Raw genomic sequence first — 14730 nt, 5'->3', positions numbered from 1 at the left:
CGCGACCCGGGGGTTGGACTCCCGGCTCAGATCAGGCCGTGGCGCAGGGCGAAACCGACGGCGTGCGCGCGGTTGCGGAGCTGGAGGCGCGTGGTCACCTCGTGCAGCACGTTCTTGACCGTCCGCTCGGAGAACGACGTCTTCGCCGCGATCTCGCCCGTGTCGAAGCCCTCGGCCACCAGCCGCAGCATGTCGGTCTCGCGCGGGGTCAGGGTGGACAGGGACGGGCCGTTCGGGTCGAGCACGCTGCGCTGCAACCGACCCACGTGGTCGAGCAGCCTGCCCAGCAGGTCGCCCGGCAGCACGGACTCCCCCCGCGCCAACGCGGTCACCACGCGCACCAGCCGGTCCTGGTCCGCCTCCGCGCGCCGCAGCACGCCCGCGACGCCGCAGTCGATCGTGGTCTGCAACGAGTCGTGGTCGAAGCGCCCCACCACCAGGCCCGTGCGCGTCTCCTCCGCGTGCCGCAGGCGGCGCAGCAACCGGGTCGCGGCGTCGTCGACCCGATCCACCACCACGAGGGCCACGACCGCGCGGGACTCCTCGTCCTGCCGCAGCACCTCCACCTCGGGACGCGGGCGCAACTGCTGGGTGATGCCCACCCGCAGCACCGGGTCCTCCGCGTACACGGCCACCGGGATTCTGCTCATGCCACCCCTCCTGCGAGAACCGTCGTGCCGCCATCGTGGCGGCGGGGGTGGGCGCGCGGGCAGCCGCACGGGCCCCGGGTGCACGGGATTGCCCGTACCGTGCCCTTTTCTCCCTGCCGCGGCCGGATGACGTATCCCTACGTTCGCGGGGTGACCACAACGACCGAGTTCGGTCTCCCCACCGTGGCCGTCACGCCCGGTCAGGAGACCCGCACCACGATGACGGTGCGCAACGACAGCGACATCGTCGAGGCGTACGAGTTCGAGGTGGTGGGCGAGTGCGCCCCCTGGACCACCGTCGAACCGGGGCGGCTCTCGCTGTTCCCCGGCACGTCCGAGCAGGTCTCCCTGGTGCTGCGCCCACCGCGCTCACCCCTGGTGCGCGCGGGCGAGGTGCCGCTGGCGGTGCGCGTGCTGCCCGCGGAACGGCCCGAATCGGCGGTGGTGACCGAGACCACCGTCGTCGTCGAGCCGTTCGCCGCGCAGCGCGCCCGGGTCGTGCCCCGGCGTCGGCGGGCCTGGCGCAGCGCCCGGTACCGCGTCGAGGTGCGCAACGAGGGCAACACGCCGGTGTCGGTGACCGTCGCCGTGCCGGAGAAGGACGACCACCTCCGGCACACCACGACCACCACTCCGTCCACCGTGGAACCGGGCGGGCACGTCGACCTCGACCTGCGCGTGCGGGTGGCGAAGCTGCTGTGGTTCGGCAAGCCCGTCGTCTGGCCGGTGCGGCCCGAGGTCGTCGCGCTCGCCGCGGACGAGCGGCACGAGCACGACCTGTCGGCAGAACTGGTCCAGCTGCCGATCCTGGCCCGCTGGTTGCTGTCCCTGCTCGCGGCGCTGCTGGCGCTGCTGCTGCTGTGGCTGTTCCTCGTGCGCCCGGCGGTGCGCAGCGCGGCGCGCGAGGCCACCGACGAGCGGGCGAGGGAGATCGCGCAGGCCGGCGAGGCCCCGGTGCCCCCGGCGGACCGGCCCGCCGGTCAGGACCCGCAGGGCCAAGGCAGGCAGGGAGAAGGCCAAGGACAGGGCCAAGGCCAGGGGCAGGGGCAGGGACAGGGACAGGGCACGGGGTTCGGCCCCGGGCGGCAGAGCTCCGCCACCATCGAGGTCACCACCGCCCCCGGTCAGCAGACCACCGGCGCGTACGTCGTCCCGGACGGCCGGATGTTCCACATCAGCGACATCGTGCTGGCCAACCACCAGGGCGACGAGGGCGTGCTCACCATCGCGTTCGGCGAGCGCACCATCACCACCATCGCGCTGGAGACCTTCCGCAACCAGGACTACCACTGGGTGACGCCCATCGACATCCCGGCGAACGGCACCGTCACCGCCACGGTGACCTGTGCGCGACCGGGCACGCCGGCGAGCGGGCAGCAGGCGTCGGGCTGCGCGCAGCTGCTCAACGTCAGCGGGGTGCTGAGCGAGCTGCCCTGATGGGACCCTGACACTGATGGACCCCGACGCTGACGGGACCCCGACAGCGGGGAAGAGGGGTGCGCCGGGCTCCGGCGCACCCCCTCGTGCGTTCAGCGGGGGTAGCGGCGGTTCCACTCGTCGAGCAGGGCGTCGATCCACGCCCGCATCAGGTCGGCGGTCGCGTCGTCCCCGAGGTCGCGGTAGCGGTTCAGCTCGCCGCGCGCCGCCGTCAGCTCGGCGTTCAGGTCCGACGCGGCGAGACCTTCCGGGCGGCTCACCGCCGGGGGGTTCGCTCGGCGTTGCGGGCGGCGATCCGGAACGCCTCGACGTACTTGGGCAGCTCGACGAGCGCGCGTTCCCACGTGCCCGCCGTCACCTGCTCGGCGAACACCGTGTCGACCGCGAACTGCGCCACGTCCGGTGCGACGTCCTCCCCGGGCGCCTCGCGCAACCGGCGCGACACCTCCAGCCGCCGCACCCGGGACCGGACGACGTCGAGGGTGCGCAGCAGTTCGGCGACGACCCGCTCGGCCTCGTCCGGCTCGACCACCAGCCACCCCTTGTCGGCCAGGTCGAGGAACAGGTCGCCCGCGAACCTCTCCCGCGTGGAACCGTCCGCCACGCGACCTCCGTCCCCGTCGGGTCGCACAGCCATCGCACCTCCGTACGGGCACCGGGGCCGCCGCCCCTTCCGGGAGCCCTCACCAGTTGTCGCCCCGAGCCCACCACGTGCCGGGACGCGGGTACAGGCCACCGGCGCAGGTCTGCCCGTCCGTACCTGTCGCGATGCTGTCGATCGACCGCGAACCGCCTGTCGTGCTCGGCCGAAGGGGTGAAACAGGGCGGATTCTGAACCCTGGGCACCCACCGTGCGTGGCCATGCTGCGTGGGGACGATCAGGGGAGGCAACGGGGATGCCGATGGACGACGGCGTGCTGCGGGTGCGGTTGCTGGGCCCGGTCGGGGCCTGGCTCGGCGACGCGGAGCGCGGCCTGGGCCCCGCCCGGCAGCGCACGGTGTTCGCGCTGCTGGCGGGCCGGGCGAACCGGGTGGTGTCGCGCGAGGAGCTGCTCGACGGCGTCTGGGGGGACGCGGCGCCCGCCGGGGCGGTCGGCAGCCTGCACACGTACGTGTCCGGTCTGCGGCGGGCGCTCGGACCGGCCAGGCACCTCCTGGTGTCCCGACCGGCGGGCTACTCGCTGCGCCTGGCGGAGGACGCGCTGGACGTGGCGGCGTTCGAGCGCGGCCGGGTCGAGGGGCAGCGGTTGCTGGGGTCGGGGCAGTGGGCGCGTGCCAGGGCCGTGCTGGACGACGTGCTCGGCCTGTGGCGCGGCGGCGCGTACGACGGGGTGACCGGGCCGTTCGCCGAGGCCGAGCGCCGGCGGCTCGGTGAGCTGCGGGTGGGCGCGCTGGAGGCGCGGGCGCGGGCCGCGCTGGAACTGGGCGAGCACGCCGAGGTGGCCGCGGAGGCGGGCGCGCTGGTCCGCGAGCACCCGTGGCGGGAGTCGCTGCGCGAGCTGCTGATGCTGTCCCTGCACCGGGCCGGCCGGCACGCCGAGGCGCTCGACGCCTACCGGGAGGCGCGCCGCGCCCTGGTCGCGGACCAGGGCATCGAGCCGGGGCCGGGGCTGCGCGAGCTGCACCGGGTGATCCTGGGCGGCGCGGACGCCCCGGCGACCCCGTCCGGTCCGCCGCCCGCACCCCGCGCCGCCACCCCGCCGGAGCCGCGCCTCGTCGTGGTCCCGCCGCGGGTGGTGTCCGCGTCCGCCGACGCGTTCGTCGGCCGGCACGCCGAAACGGCGCTGCTGCGGTCCCTGGTGACCGACGTGCTCGACGGGCGCGGCGCGGTGGTGTGGCTGGAGGGCGAACCCGGCATCGGCAAGTCCGCCCTCCTGGCGCGGTCCCTGGCCGACGCGGCCGACCGCGGCTGCCAGGTCGGCTGGGCCGCCGCCGACGAACTCGGCATGAGGTTCCCGCTGCACGTGCTCATGGAGTGCCTGGACGTCGCGCCCGCCTCGCCGGACGCGCACCCCGACGGCGGGTGGGGGCCCACCGACCCGGTGGCGGCGGCCGTGGACCGGCTCCTCGCGCTGGTGGACCGCACGTGCGCCCGCTCGCCCCTGGTGCTGGTGGTCGACGACCTCCAGTGGGCCGACGACGCGAGCGTGGTGCTCTGGCACCGGCTCGCGGCCGTCACCCACCAGCTGCCGCTGCTGCTGGTGGCCGCCCTGCGCCCCGACCCCGGCCGAGCGGAGCTGGCCCGCGTGCGGCGCGGCGTGGAGGCGCGGCGGGGCCACGTGGCGACGCTGGGACCGCTCGCGGCGGACGAGGCCGAGCAGCTGGTCGGCCACGTCGTCGGCGCGCGCCCCGGCGCTGTACCTGCGGGAGGTCGCGCACGCCCTGGTGCGGCGCGACGCGGTCCGGGTCGTGGACGGCGTCGCCGACGTGGACGCCGCCGCCGCGGGCGAGGTGCCGCCGTCGCTGCTGTCCGCCGTGGGCCGCTCGCTCGACGTCCTCTCCGCCGAGGCCCGCGACGTGCTGCGGTCCGCGGCGCTGCTCGGCGTCGAGTTCCGGGTGCCCGAGCTGGCGGCGGTGACCGGTCGGCCGGTGCTCGACCTCGCGCACCCGCTCGACGAGGCCGCCGCCGCCGCCGTCGTCGTCGAGGCGGGCGAGCACCTGGCGTTCCGCCACCCGTACCTGCGGATGGCGCTGCACGACAGCCTGTCGACGCCCGTGCGCACGGCCCTGCACCGGCAGGCGGCCGAGGCGCTGGCGTCGGCGGGCGCCCCGGTGGAGCGCGTCGCCGAGCACCTCGTCGCCGAACCCGTCCCGGTCGACGCCTGGGTGCTGGCCTGGCTGGTGGCCCACCACGCGACCCTGGTCGAACGCACCCCGCGCGCCGCCGCCGACCTGCTGGCGCGGGCGGCGGACACCGAACCCGCCGACGTCCGGCAGCGCGCGGCCGTGCTCACCGCGCTCGGCCGCGTGCGGTCACGCCTGGCGCGCGACCCGGTGGGCGCGGCGCTGCGCGCCCTGGCCGCCGACCCCGCCGACCCCGGTCCCGCCCCTGCCGACGGGAACCCTGCGGACGGGAACCCTGCCGACGAGCCCGAGCCGCACCCGACCGCGCGGGCCCCGCGGCCGGGCCGCCCCGACCGCGCTCAGATGTCCCGGAACGTGCTGATGTCGGCCCCGAGCAGGTTCAGCCGCTCGGCCAGCTGCTCGTAGCCGCGGTTGATCACGTAGACGTTGCGCAGCACCGAGGTGCCCTTCGCGGCGAGCATGGCCAGCAGCACCACCACCGCCGGGCGCAGCGCGGGCGGGCAGATGACCTCCGCGCCCGACCAGTGCGTCGGACCCTCCACGTACACCCGGTGCGGATCGAGCAGGGTCACCTTGGCGCCCAGCTTGGTCAGCTCGGTCAGGTACAGCGCCCGGTTCTCGTAGACCCAGTCGTGGATCAGCGTGGAGCCCTGCGCCGTCGCCGCGATCAGCGCGAAGAACGGCAGGTTGTCGATGTTCAGGCCGGGGAACGGCATGGGGTGGATCTTGTCGATCGGCGCCTTGAGCCGCGACGGCCGCACGGTGACGTCCACGAGCCTGGTGCGCCCGTTGGCCGCCGCGTACTCGGCCGACCGGTCGTGGTCGAGCCCCATCTCCTCCAGCAGCGCCAGCTCGATCTCCATGAACTCGATCGGCACGCGCCGCACGGTCACCTCCGACGAGGTGACGATCGCGGCGGAGATCAGGCTCATCGCCTCGATCGGGTCCTCGGACGGCGAGTAGTCGATGTCCCGGTCCACCTCGCCGACGCCGTGCACGGTGAGCGTGGTCGTGCCGACGCCCTCGATCCGCACGCCCAGCTCGCCCAGGAAGAAGCACAGGTCCTGGACCATGTAGTTGGGGCTGGCGTTGCGGATGACGGTGACGCCGTCCCGCCGCGCGGCGGCCATCAGGGCGTTCTCGGTCACCGTGTCACCGCGCTCGGTCAGCACGATCGGCCGCGTCGGCCCGACCCCGCGGTCGACCGCGACGTGGTACTGCCCCGCCACGGCCTTCACCTCCAGGCCGAACGGGCGCAGCGCCACCAGGTGCGGCTCGACGGTGCGGGTGCCCAGCGCGCAGCCGCCCGCGTAGGGCAGCTCGAAGGCGTCCTCGTGGTGGAGCAGGGGACCCAGCAGCATGATGATGCTGCGCGTGCGCCGGGCCGCCTCGACGTCGATGCCGGCCAGGTCGAGCTTCGCGGGCGGCACGATCTCCAGGTCGTTGTCCTCGTTCAGCCAGCGGGTCCGCACCCCGATGCTGTTCAGCACCTCCAGGATGCGGTTGACCTCCTCGATGCGGGCGACCTTGCGCAGGGTCGTGCGGCCCGCGTTGAGCAGCGACGCGCACAGCAGCGCCACGCCCGCGTTCTTGCTGGTCTTGACGCTGATGGAGCCGGAGAGCGTGCGACCGCCGGTGACCCGCAGGTGCGTCGGGGCGGCCTGGCCGAGCGTCACGATGCCCGAGTCGAGCGCCTCGCTGATCCGCGCCAGCATGTCCACGCTGAGGTTCTGGTGGCCGCGCTCGATCCGGTTGATCGCGCTCTGGCTGGTGGACAGCGCCTCCGCCAGCTGCGCCTGCGTCCACCCGCGGTGCCTGCGGGAGTCGCGGATCAGGCCGCCGATGCGCGCCAGGTAGGGCTTGGAACCGTCGTGGTCATCCGTCACGGGGCGGAACCGTATCTCATATATGAGATACGCCTGTGGTCAGGGTCGACCGGCGGGCCGGGGGAGCAGGAAGTGCACCGCGAACGCCGCCGCCGTGGTGAGGACCGCCTGGTGGAGCACCGACAGCCGCGCGTCCGAGGCGACCGTGAACACGGCGTCCAGCTCGGTGGTGACCAGACCGGCCAGGGTGACCAGACCGGTGGCGTGCCAGCCGAAGAAGCCCGCCGTCCACGCGGTCAGCGGCCACCGGTTGCGGTCGGGGCGGCGCAGCAGCCGGACCGCCGAGGCGGCGGCCGCGGCGTTGACGGCGAGCGCCAACCCCACCAGCTCCACCGACACCCCGCTGAACAGGGCGGACAGCGCGTGGAGCACCGCCAAGCCGAGAGTCGTCCAGGCACCCAGGCGCGTTCGGTCCACGCACCGGATGCTAGATCAGGCGGTTCACCCGTCGCCCGGCGCGGCGGCAGGGCCGCTCGCGTCCCGGCGGCCGACCGCCCCGCGGCACCGCTGCCGCCTGGCATGATCGCCGGCATGGCGAAGGAGCTGCAAGTCGTGGTCGACTGCCGCGATCCGGGCGCCCAGGCCGCCTTCTGGGCGGAGGTGCTCGGGTACGCGCTGGAGGACACCGGCACCGGGGACGTGGAGGGCGACTGGGCCTCGATCGTCGCCCCCGACGGCCCGCGCGTGCTGTTCCAGCGGGTCCCGGAGCTGAAGTACGGCAAGAACCGCGTGCACCTGGACGTCCGGGCGGGCGGCCCGCGCGGCACCCCCAAGGCCGTCCGCGTCCCCCTGGTCGACGCCGAGGTGGCCCGGCTCGTCGCGCTGGGCGCCACGCACATGCGCACCACCGACGAGCGCGACGACTACTTCGGCGTGCTGCGCGACCCGGAGGGCAACGAGTTCTGCGTCTGCTGACCCGCCGGCTCACCCGGGGAGGGCGGCCACGGCCTCGATCTCGACGAGCTGGTCGTCGTACCCCAGGACGGTGACGCCGAGCAGCGTGCTGGGCACGTCGTGGTCGCCGAACGCGGCGCGCACCACCTCCCACGCCGTCACCAGGTCGGCCTGCCGGGTGGAGGCGACGAGCACGCGCGTGCTGACGACGTCCTCGATCCCGGCCCCCGCGTCCTCCAGCGCGATCCGCATGTTCTCCACGGCCCGCGCGGCCTGACCGGCGTAGTCGCCCACCGCGACCGTGTTCCCGTCCTCGTCCAGCGGGCAGGCCCCGGCCAGGAACACCAGCCGCGCCCCGGCGGCCACCGCTGCCGCGTAGGCGTACTCGGCGACGTCGGACAACCGGGACGAACGGATCAACCTGACGGCCTTGCCCACGGCACCCCTCCACGACGGACGCGACCGCGAAATCCTATGCCGCCCCGCGAGTCGTGCGTCCAGGCCGCGCGAGTCGTACGTTCGCGCACCCCGAGTTCGACGTTCAGGACGCCGCGTACTCCGGCGCGCGGGCCGCCGAGCGGCGCTCGACCACGACCGACAGCGCGGCCACGGCCAGCCCGGCCAGGCTCAGCGCCACGCCGACCCACGCGGTCGAGGTGAAGCCCCAGCCCGCCGCGATGGCGAGCCCGCCCAGCCACGCGCCCGCGCCGTTGGCGAGGTTCAGCGCCGCGTGGTTCGACGACGAGGCGAGCGACGGCGCGTCCGGCGAGGCGTCCATCAGCCGCACCTGCAACGCTGCCGCGAGCACCTGCGTCACGTAGCCCAGCAGGAACACGAGGGTGAACGCGAGCACGGGCACGGTCGCGGTCAGCGCGAACGCCACCAGCACGGCGGCGGTCACGATCAACCCGCCGAACACGCTGCCCATCACGGACCGGTCGATGAACCGCCCGCCCGTCATCGCGCCGAGCGTCATGCCCAGGCCGAAGGTCGCCAGCGCCCACGGCACGGCCGAGCCGGGCAGTCCGGTCACCTCGGTCGTGATCGGCGAGATGTAGGAGTAGACGGCGAACATGCCGCCGAACCCGATCATGCCGGTGACCAGCGCGAACCACACCTGCGGGCGGCGGAACGCGCGCAGCTCGGCGGCCACGCCCGCGTCCCGCGCGGCCGGGATGCGGGGCAGCCACCTCGCCAGCGACAGCGTCGTGAACAGCGCGATCACCGTCACCGCCAGGTACGCCACCCGCCAGCCGATCTGCTGCCCGGCGGCGGTGGCGACGGGCACGCCGACCAGGTTGGCCACGGTCAGGCCGACCATGATCCGGGCGACCGCGGTGCCCCGCCGCTCCGGTGGCACGAGCGTCGTGGCGACCACGGCCGCGATGCCGAAGAACGCACCGTGCGGCAGGCCCGCCACGAACCGGGACACCATCAGCAGCGTGGTGTTCGGGGCCAGCGCCGACAGCCCGTTGCCGACCGCCAGGGCGATGGTCAGCGCGATCAGCAGGCCCTTGCGCGGCAGCTTCGCGGCGAGCCCGGCGATGAGCGGGGCCCCGACCACGACGCCCAGCGCGTACAGGCTGATCGCGTGGCCCGCGGTGGGGATGGAGATGTCGAACGTCTCCGCCACCTGCGGCAGCAGGCCCATCGTCGCGAACTCGGTGGTGCCGATGGCGAACCCGCCCAGCGCCATCGCGCCCATCGCGGCGGTGGCGCCGCCCCGGCGGGTCGTCGACGGTTCCGCGGTCGTGGTCATGCGCATGCGCTCCTGTCACCGTGTCCCGCGTCGACGGTGACCGGACCTGATCAGAACTGATTAGCTACTGAAACGATTTTACCGGCCCGGGCCCGCCCGGCCCGCGTGCCGCTCCTCACAGGCGGCCGGCGGGACAGGCGGCCCAGCGGGGCAGGCGGCCCAGCGGGGCAGGCGGCCTAGCGGGGCGGGTGGGCGTTGCGCAGCAGGTCGCGGAACTGGCCGGCGTCCCACTGCCCGGCCGGCGGCGAGTCCGGCCGCGCGCCGGTCGGGTCCGGCGTCGAGTCCGGCAAGCCGGTGTAGGTCGGGTCGCACATCCGGTTGAAGCTCTCGTCACCGGTCGGGATCGGGATGCTCGCCCCGTCCGACACGCCCGGCGGCTTCAGCCACGCGTAGGCGTCGACGTCCGGCGCGGGGGACGCGGTCGGCGGCTCGCCCAGCCCCGCGCCGGCCTGGTTGCACCAGTTCCCGATCCTCAGCCGCCGGTCGAGCCGCCCGCCGTCGACGTAGGTGTCGACGTTCAGCTCCCACCCCGGCCCGGTCGGCCGCGCAGGCCCGCCCCAGCCGTTGCGGGAGGTGTCGACCACGACACCCGCGCCCGCGCGGAACCCGGCCGCGACCAGGTGCCGCCGCACTGCGTCCGCGTAGGACAGCTCGTCGATGAACGGGTTCCAGTCCACCCACCTGCTCTGGAGGATCGGCTGGCCCGCGATGGTGGACTTGGTGATGTGCTCCTCGCGCAGCACCGAGTAGTTCGCCGTGTTCGCGACGAACCCGTGCACGTCGGCGGTCGTGCTGCCCGCGGTGTTCGCCGTCGTCAGCAGCAGGGCGGTGAACGGCTCGCGGTAGTACGACCAGCCCAACGAGCCGTGGTGGCCGATGTCGAGGTAGGAGTACGTGGTGCCGATCGCGCCGAGCCGCGCCAGCGCGTAGCCGACCGCGCCCACGTACGCGCCGTTCGCCTTCACCTCCTCGCAGCGCGGCGTCGGGTCGGCCTCCGGCAGCACGTGCGTCACCAGGAACGGCAGCGAGTTCGGCTCGACCACCACGACGACCCGCAGGCCCGCGTACGCCGGGTCGGCCAGGACGTCGGCGATCGGGTCGACGAACTCGGCGCGGTAGCGCGGCAGCTCGTCCGCGGCCAGCTCGCCGTTCGTCGACAGCCACCCGCAGTCGCGGCCCGGCGCGTTGCGGAGGACGAGCTGGACGAGGTCCGCGCCCTGGCGCAGCGCCTCGTCGAGGTGGTCGCGCAGGCCCATCCGGCCGTTCCGGCCGTGGACGGACGCGATGCTGTCCAGCCACACGGCGGTCGGTTCACCGGCGACGGCGCCGCCACCGGGTTCGGCGGCGGCGCGGGCGGACCACTGCGGGTCCACGTACGGGCGCGCCCCGGCGTACGGGTTGTCGACGCGGCCGACGGCCTGGGCCGGCGGGTTCCAGACCAGGGCGGCGGCGAGGGTGACCAGGGCGGCAGCGAGCCGCGCCAGTGGTGTCATCGGACGGACCTCCGGGCATCGCGACAGCGTGACGGGAGGCGGTGTGCCACCACGATACCGCCGGCGCGGTGCGCGGATCAGCGCCGAACGGACGCCGATCGCGGAGGCGTTCCGGGTCAGTTCTTCCAGACGATGGGGTCGTCCACGTAGGCGTCGCCGCCCTTGTCGAAGCTCGCCCCGGTGATCGCCGAGCCCTCGCGGGCCGCCGAGAGCACGCACGTCTCGTACTTCGCGCCGGCGGTCGTGAAGTCGCGCGCGGCGGTCTCCGACTCGCACTTGTCCGTGTCGCCGCTGATGATCACGCCGCTGCCCTTGCCGTCCGCGCCGAGGCCGCGCAGGCTCACCGAGCTGTAGGACAGGTCCGTGCCGCCCACGTTCTCCACCGACACGCGGATGTAGAACGGCGTGATGCCCTTGGCCTTGTCGCCGAACTTCGCCAGGTCGGCGTTGGCGCCCTGCTCGATCGCGGTGACCGTGACCGCGATGGTGCCGGTCTTGTCCGTGCCGTACTTGAAGGGGACGACGGCCCGGTCGCCGACCGCCAGCTCCGTGCCGGGCGCGGTCACGTCGCCGGCCGGGACGTCCTTCGCGGAGGTGGAGGGGGAGGGCGCGGCCGACGACGAGGTGGTCTCCTCGGCCGCGCTGCCCGTCGTGGCACCACCCGTCGGCACGGACACCGGCGTGCCGTCCGTGTCGCCGCCACAGGCCGACAGCAGCAGGGCGGACGCGCAGGTGGCGGTGAGCAGGGCGGTGCGGACGTGCGTCAAGGCGACTCCTCGGGTCGAAGGGCACCGCGACACTAGCGTCGATCGGTGCAGTCCCGCGTCGGTCGTTCGCACCACAGGGGGCTCAGAGGTCGTCGACGCCGATCAGACCGTCCTGGATCGCCCGCGCCACCAGCGCCGCCTTGGTCGGCGCCTCCCGCCCGATCAGGGCGTACTTGATCCGGATGCGCTCCAGGTGCGAGTTGACCGTGCTCAGCGAGATCCCCAGGCGCTGCGCCACGAAGTCCTTCGACTCGGACTGGAACCACTCGACGAGCACCTCGACCTCGCGCGCCGACAGCGCGGGCCGGTGGTCGGACCGGTCGCCCGCGAGCGCCCCCGCCAGCGACGGCGGCGTGTACGGCCTGCCCGCCGCCGCCGCGCGGGTCGCCTGCACCAGGTGCTCCGCGCCCTCCGCCTTGGTCAGGTAGCACAGCGCGCCCAGCTCCAGGCACTGGAGCGCGATCTCGTCGTCGGCGCGCATCGAGTACACGACCACCCGCCGCCCCGCCTCCACGAGCCGCCGCAGGTCGCCCAGCGCCGGCGTCGGCCCCCCCAGGTGCAGGTCGAGGATCACCACGTCGGCCCGCGCGCCCTCGCCCAGCCACGCCGCCCGCACGTCCTCGCCGGCCGCGACCACGGTGATCGGTGGAGCGCCCGACGACAGCCAGTAGGCGACCCCCGCGCGCACCGCCGGGTGATCGTCCACGACGACCGCGGTCAGCTCGTCCGCCATCTGGCCTCCATCCGCGCCTGCCCACCGTACGTGCCCCGTTCGACCTCGACCCGGCCCGTCGCGGTTCCCCCGTCGCCCGTCGATCCCGCCACGCCGTCGGTGATGACCGCCACCCGCACCTCGGTCCCGGTCCGCAGCAGGCTCACCCGGGCCCGTTCCCGCGCCCCCGACAACGCCACCGCGACCGGCCCGGTCAGCTCCCGCCGCACGTCCGTCGGCACCGGCACCGGCGCGCCGCTGACCGCCAGCGACACGGCCAGCCCCCGCCGTTCGGCGACGTGCACGCACGCCCTCACCTCGTGCACCAGCGGGTCGGGCACGTCGTCGTTCTCCGCGAACAGCCGGCGCAGCTGGGTGGCGGCGAGCGCGCACCGCGACCGCGTCTCCTCGGCGCGCGGGTCGAGGACGCCGTCCGCCAGGTCCGCGAGCAGCGGCACGGTGGCGCCGAGCTGCCCGGCGAACCCGGCGCGCAGGTCCTCCTCCCACCGCCGGGCCAGGGCGGTGCGGGTCTCGGCGCGCTCCCGCTCGGCGGCGGCCTCGGCGGCCTGGCGGGCCGTGCGCACCAGGGCCCGGGTGAGCAGGAGCACACCGAGCTGGAAGCTGGTGACGCCCAGGACGACCACGCCCGCGCCGCCGATCTCCTCCCGGTCCGGCGTCCCGGCCAGCGCGAACTGCGCCACGTCGAGCGCCGTGTGCGCGCCCAGCGCGGCCAGCAGCAGCGGGACGCGGTCGACCAGCAGCACCAGCAGGTGCCAGCCGACGAGGCCGTACGACCAGTGCGCGTCGAGGAAGTGGCCGTCCGGCGGCAGCGCGGCCGTGGCCGCGACCGAGGCGGCGAGCACGGCCGCGGTGCCGAGCGCCGCCACCGGCCACGGCAGCGGCCGGCGGGGCAGTACCCAGAACGCGCACACCACCGCGACCAGCCCCAGCACGACGAACGAGATCACGGCGCCCGGCCCGTGAGGGTGGCTCACCAGCGGCGGGACCCCCAGGCTGACCTGCACGACCGCCGTCACGACCAGCAGCACCCGCCGCAGGGTCGCGATCCCGTCGGGGCCGGTCTCAGTCACGCGACCACGCCAACCGCACCGTCGTGCCGCCGGCGCCGGACACGACCTCCGCGCGCCCGCCGACCGCCGCCACCCGCTCGACCACCGAACCGCGGATGCCCCGCCGGTGCTCGGACACCGCCGCCACGTCGAACCCGCGCCCCGCGTCGCGCACCACCACCTCGACACCGCCGCCGACCGGCAGCACGGTGACCGCGGCCTCGGCCACCCCGGCGTGCCGCTCGACGTTGACCAGGGCCTCGCGCACCGCCCGGACCAGCGCCAACGCCACCGCGGGCGGCACCAGCACGGTCCCCAGGCCGGCCTCGACCCGCAACGGCGAACGCTCCACGACGGCCCGCACGGCCGCCCCCACGTCCACCACGCTCTCCCGGGGCGCCCCGCTCGCGCTCCCGCTCAACAGCTCCAGGTCGCGTCGCGCGTACCCCGCGACCTCCGCCGGGTCCGCGCCACCCACCGCGACCACGAGGAACGTCGCCGACGCCGTGTCGTGCAGCAGCGCCAGGTACTCCCGCTCCTGCCGCCGCCGCTCCACCGCGACCGCCTCGGCCCGTTCCGACGCCGCCCGCCGGGCCCGCAACCCGTCCACCCGGCGCGTGGACCGGCGCAGCAGCACGAACGCGCCCCGGGCCAACGCGCACTCGACCACGACCCGCAGCACGGCCGTGCCGCTCCACCCGACCGCCGACCCGTGCACGACCAGCAGCAGGGCCGTGGCGGGCACCGTGACCCGGGCCGACCACTCCCACTGCAACGTCACGGCGGTGGTGGTCAGCACGTTCAACGCCCACTGCTCGCTGCCCCCGACCACCCCGTGCGCCGCGCACACCGCCACCACCCGCACCAGGGCCGGCACGAACGCCACCCGGGGCCCCGCGAAGTCGGCGACGACCCCCAGCAGCACCAGCCCGAGCACGGCGAGCGCGATCCACACCCCGCCGTCCGGCACCGACAGCACGCCGAACGCGCTGAGCAGCGCCACCCCGACCCCGCGCACCGGCCCGGCGAACCGCGCGACGGCGGCCAGGAACCACTCCTCCACCGGCCCGCGCACGCACCGACTCTAAGCCGGCCCCACCGGTGCGGCAGGACACCCCCACACCCGCCCGACCCCCTCCCCGGCCCACCACACACCCGGCGTGTCCAACGTTCAGGACCCGTGAGTCCAACGTTCAGGACCCGTGAGTTCCACGTTCACGCGGGCACGGCCGGTCGTGAGCGCGCGACTCGCGGGGA

General features: G+C 75.0%; 15 protein-coding genes and 1 pseudogene. 4 read left to right on the top strand and 12 right to left on the bottom strand.

All coding sequences use genetic code 11. The features are described from left to right. Nucleotides 1-26: 26 nt before the first annotated feature. Nucleotides 27-650 (bottom strand): helix-turn-helix transcriptional regulator, encoded by a 624-nt coding sequence (locus tag CKY47_RS10570; RefSeq protein ID WP_306745511.1) that lies wholly within the window; start codon nt 648-650, stop codon nt 27-29. 150 nt (nt 651-800) lie between these two features. Between CKY47_RS10570 and CKY47_RS10565 the strand changes: the two genes are divergently transcribed. Then, nucleotides 801-2087, top strand: a complete 1287-nt coding sequence (locus tag CKY47_RS10565) for a COG1470 family protein (protein ID WP_306745510.1) — start codon at nt 801-803, stop codon at nt 2085-2087. 92 nt (nt 2088-2179) lie between these two features. On the opposite strand, the gene CKY47_RS10560 is transcribed toward CKY47_RS10565, so the two are convergent. Together CKY47_RS10560 and CKY47_RS10555 are read right to left on the bottom strand one after the other, a co-directional pair. Next, nucleotides 2180-2347 carry a hypothetical protein gene (locus CKY47_RS10560; RefSeq protein WP_306745509.1) on the bottom strand — a complete coding sequence of 56 codons (168 nt, stop codon included), beginning with the start codon at nt 2345-2347 and terminating at the stop codon, nt 2180-2182. Beyond that, nucleotides 2344-2691 carry a hypothetical protein gene (locus CKY47_RS10555; RefSeq protein ID WP_306745508.1) on the bottom strand — a complete coding sequence of 116 codons (348 nt, stop codon included), beginning with the start codon at nt 2689-2691 and terminating at the stop codon, nt 2344-2346. Before CKY47_RS10555 ends, CKY47_RS10560 begins: the two co-directional genes overlap by 4 nt. A 292-nt stretch (nt 2692-2983) precedes the next feature. On the opposite strand from CKY47_RS10555, the pseudogene CKY47_RS10550 reads away from it, so the two are divergent. Next, a pseudogene (locus CKY47_RS10550) lies at nt 2984-4231 on the top strand (BTAD domain-containing putative transcriptional regulator); the annotation flags it as partial. Between the two features lie 241 nt (nt 4232-4472). Further along, nucleotides 4473-5297, top strand: coding sequence for a hypothetical protein (locus CKY47_RS10545; protein WP_306745507.1), 825 nt, complete (start codon nt 4473-4475; stop codon nt 5295-5297). On the opposite strand, the gene CKY47_RS10540 is transcribed toward CKY47_RS10545, so the two are convergent. Beyond that, nucleotides 5231-6778 (bottom strand): helix-turn-helix domain-containing protein, encoded by a 1548-nt coding sequence (locus CKY47_RS10540; protein ID WP_306745506.1) that lies wholly within the window; start codon nt 6776-6778, stop codon nt 5231-5233. The two genes, CKY47_RS10545 and CKY47_RS10540, sit on opposite strands and share 67 nt — an antisense overlap. 39 nt (nt 6779-6817) lie before the next feature. Next, complete coding sequence (locus CKY47_RS10535; protein WP_306745505.1) at nt 6818-7195, bottom strand: hypothetical protein; 378 nt, start codon at nt 7193-7195, stop codon at nt 6818-6820. 114 nt (nt 7196-7309) lie between these two features. Here CKY47_RS10535 and CKY47_RS10530 point away from each other — a divergent pair, with 114 nt between their 5' ends. Beyond that, complete coding sequence (locus tag CKY47_RS10530) at nt 7310-7693, top strand: VOC family protein (RefSeq protein WP_306745558.1); 384 nt, start codon at nt 7310-7312, stop codon at nt 7691-7693. Between the two features lie 9 nt (nt 7694-7702). On the opposite strand, the gene CKY47_RS10525 is transcribed toward CKY47_RS10530, so the two are convergent. The 7 genes from CKY47_RS10525 to CKY47_RS10495 all read right to left on the bottom strand — a co-directional run bounded on the left by CKY47_RS10525 (nt 7703) and on the right by CKY47_RS10495 (nt 14548). Further along, the gene (locus tag CKY47_RS10525; RefSeq protein ID WP_306745504.1) at nt 7703-8110 is read right to left on the bottom strand and encodes a RidA family protein; all 408 of its coding nucleotides are present in this window, start codon (nt 8108-8110) and stop codon (nt 7703-7705) included. 103 nt (nt 8111-8213) lie between these two features. After that, the gene (locus tag CKY47_RS10520; protein WP_306745503.1) at nt 8214-9431 is read right to left on the bottom strand and encodes an MFS transporter; all 1218 of its coding nucleotides are present in this window, start codon (nt 9429-9431) and stop codon (nt 8214-8216) included. 176 nt (nt 9432-9607) lie between these two features. After that, nucleotides 9608-10924 carry a glycoside hydrolase family 6 protein gene (locus CKY47_RS10515; protein WP_306745502.1) on the bottom strand — a complete coding sequence of 439 codons (1317 nt, stop codon included), beginning with the start codon at nt 10922-10924 and terminating at the stop codon, nt 9608-9610. A gap of 116 nt (nt 10925-11040) precedes the next feature. After that, nucleotides 11041-11691, bottom strand: coding sequence for a hypothetical protein (locus CKY47_RS10510; RefSeq protein ID WP_306745501.1), 651 nt, complete (start codon nt 11689-11691; stop codon nt 11041-11043). 82 nt (nt 11692-11773) lie between these two features. Beyond that, on the bottom strand, nt 11774-12424 hold the full coding sequence (locus CKY47_RS10505; RefSeq protein WP_306745500.1) for a response regulator transcription factor: 651 nt from the start codon (nt 12422-12424) through the stop codon (nt 11774-11776). Next, on the bottom strand, nt 12409-13494 hold the full coding sequence (locus tag CKY47_RS10500) for a hypothetical protein (RefSeq protein ID WP_306745499.1): 1086 nt from the start codon (nt 13492-13494) through the stop codon (nt 12409-12411). The genes CKY47_RS10505 and CKY47_RS10500 overlap by 16 nt, the downstream gene beginning before the upstream one ends. Then, nucleotides 13487-14548 (bottom strand): sensor histidine kinase, encoded by a 1062-nt coding sequence (locus CKY47_RS10495; RefSeq protein ID WP_306745498.1) that lies wholly within the window; start codon nt 14546-14548, stop codon nt 13487-13489. Before CKY47_RS10495 ends, CKY47_RS10500 begins: the two co-directional genes overlap by 8 nt. Between the last annotated feature and the right edge of the window lie 182 nt (nt 14549-14730).

It is taken from the genome of Saccharothrix longispora, assembly GCF_030852425.1.
GTDB lineage: Bacteria > Actinomycetota > Actinomycetes > Mycobacteriales > Pseudonocardiaceae > Actinosynnema > Actinosynnema longispora.
The sequence above is the reverse complement of the archived record's forward strand: the minus strand, read 5'-3'. Positions and strand labels throughout refer to the sequence as shown.

Coding starts and splice junctions, on each gene's coding strand:
- CKY47_RS10570 (WP_306745511.1), bottom strand. CDS start 650: ATGAGCAGAATCCCGGTGGCCGTGTACGCGGAGGACCCGGTGCTGCGG.
- CKY47_RS10530 (WP_306745558.1), top strand. CDS start 7,310: ATGGCGAAGGAGCTGCAAGTCGTGGTCGACTGCCGCGATCCGGGCGCC.
- CKY47_RS10520 (WP_306745503.1), bottom strand. CDS start 9,431: ATGACCACGACCGCGGAACCGTCGACGACCCGCCGGGGCGGCGCCACC.
- CKY47_RS10515 (WP_306745502.1), bottom strand. CDS start 10,924: ATGACACCACTGGCGCGGCTCGCTGCCGCCCTGGTCACCCTCGCCGCC.
- CKY47_RS10505 (WP_306745500.1), bottom strand. CDS start 12,424: ATGGCGGACGAGCTGACCGCGGTCGTCGTGGACGATCACCCGGCGGTG.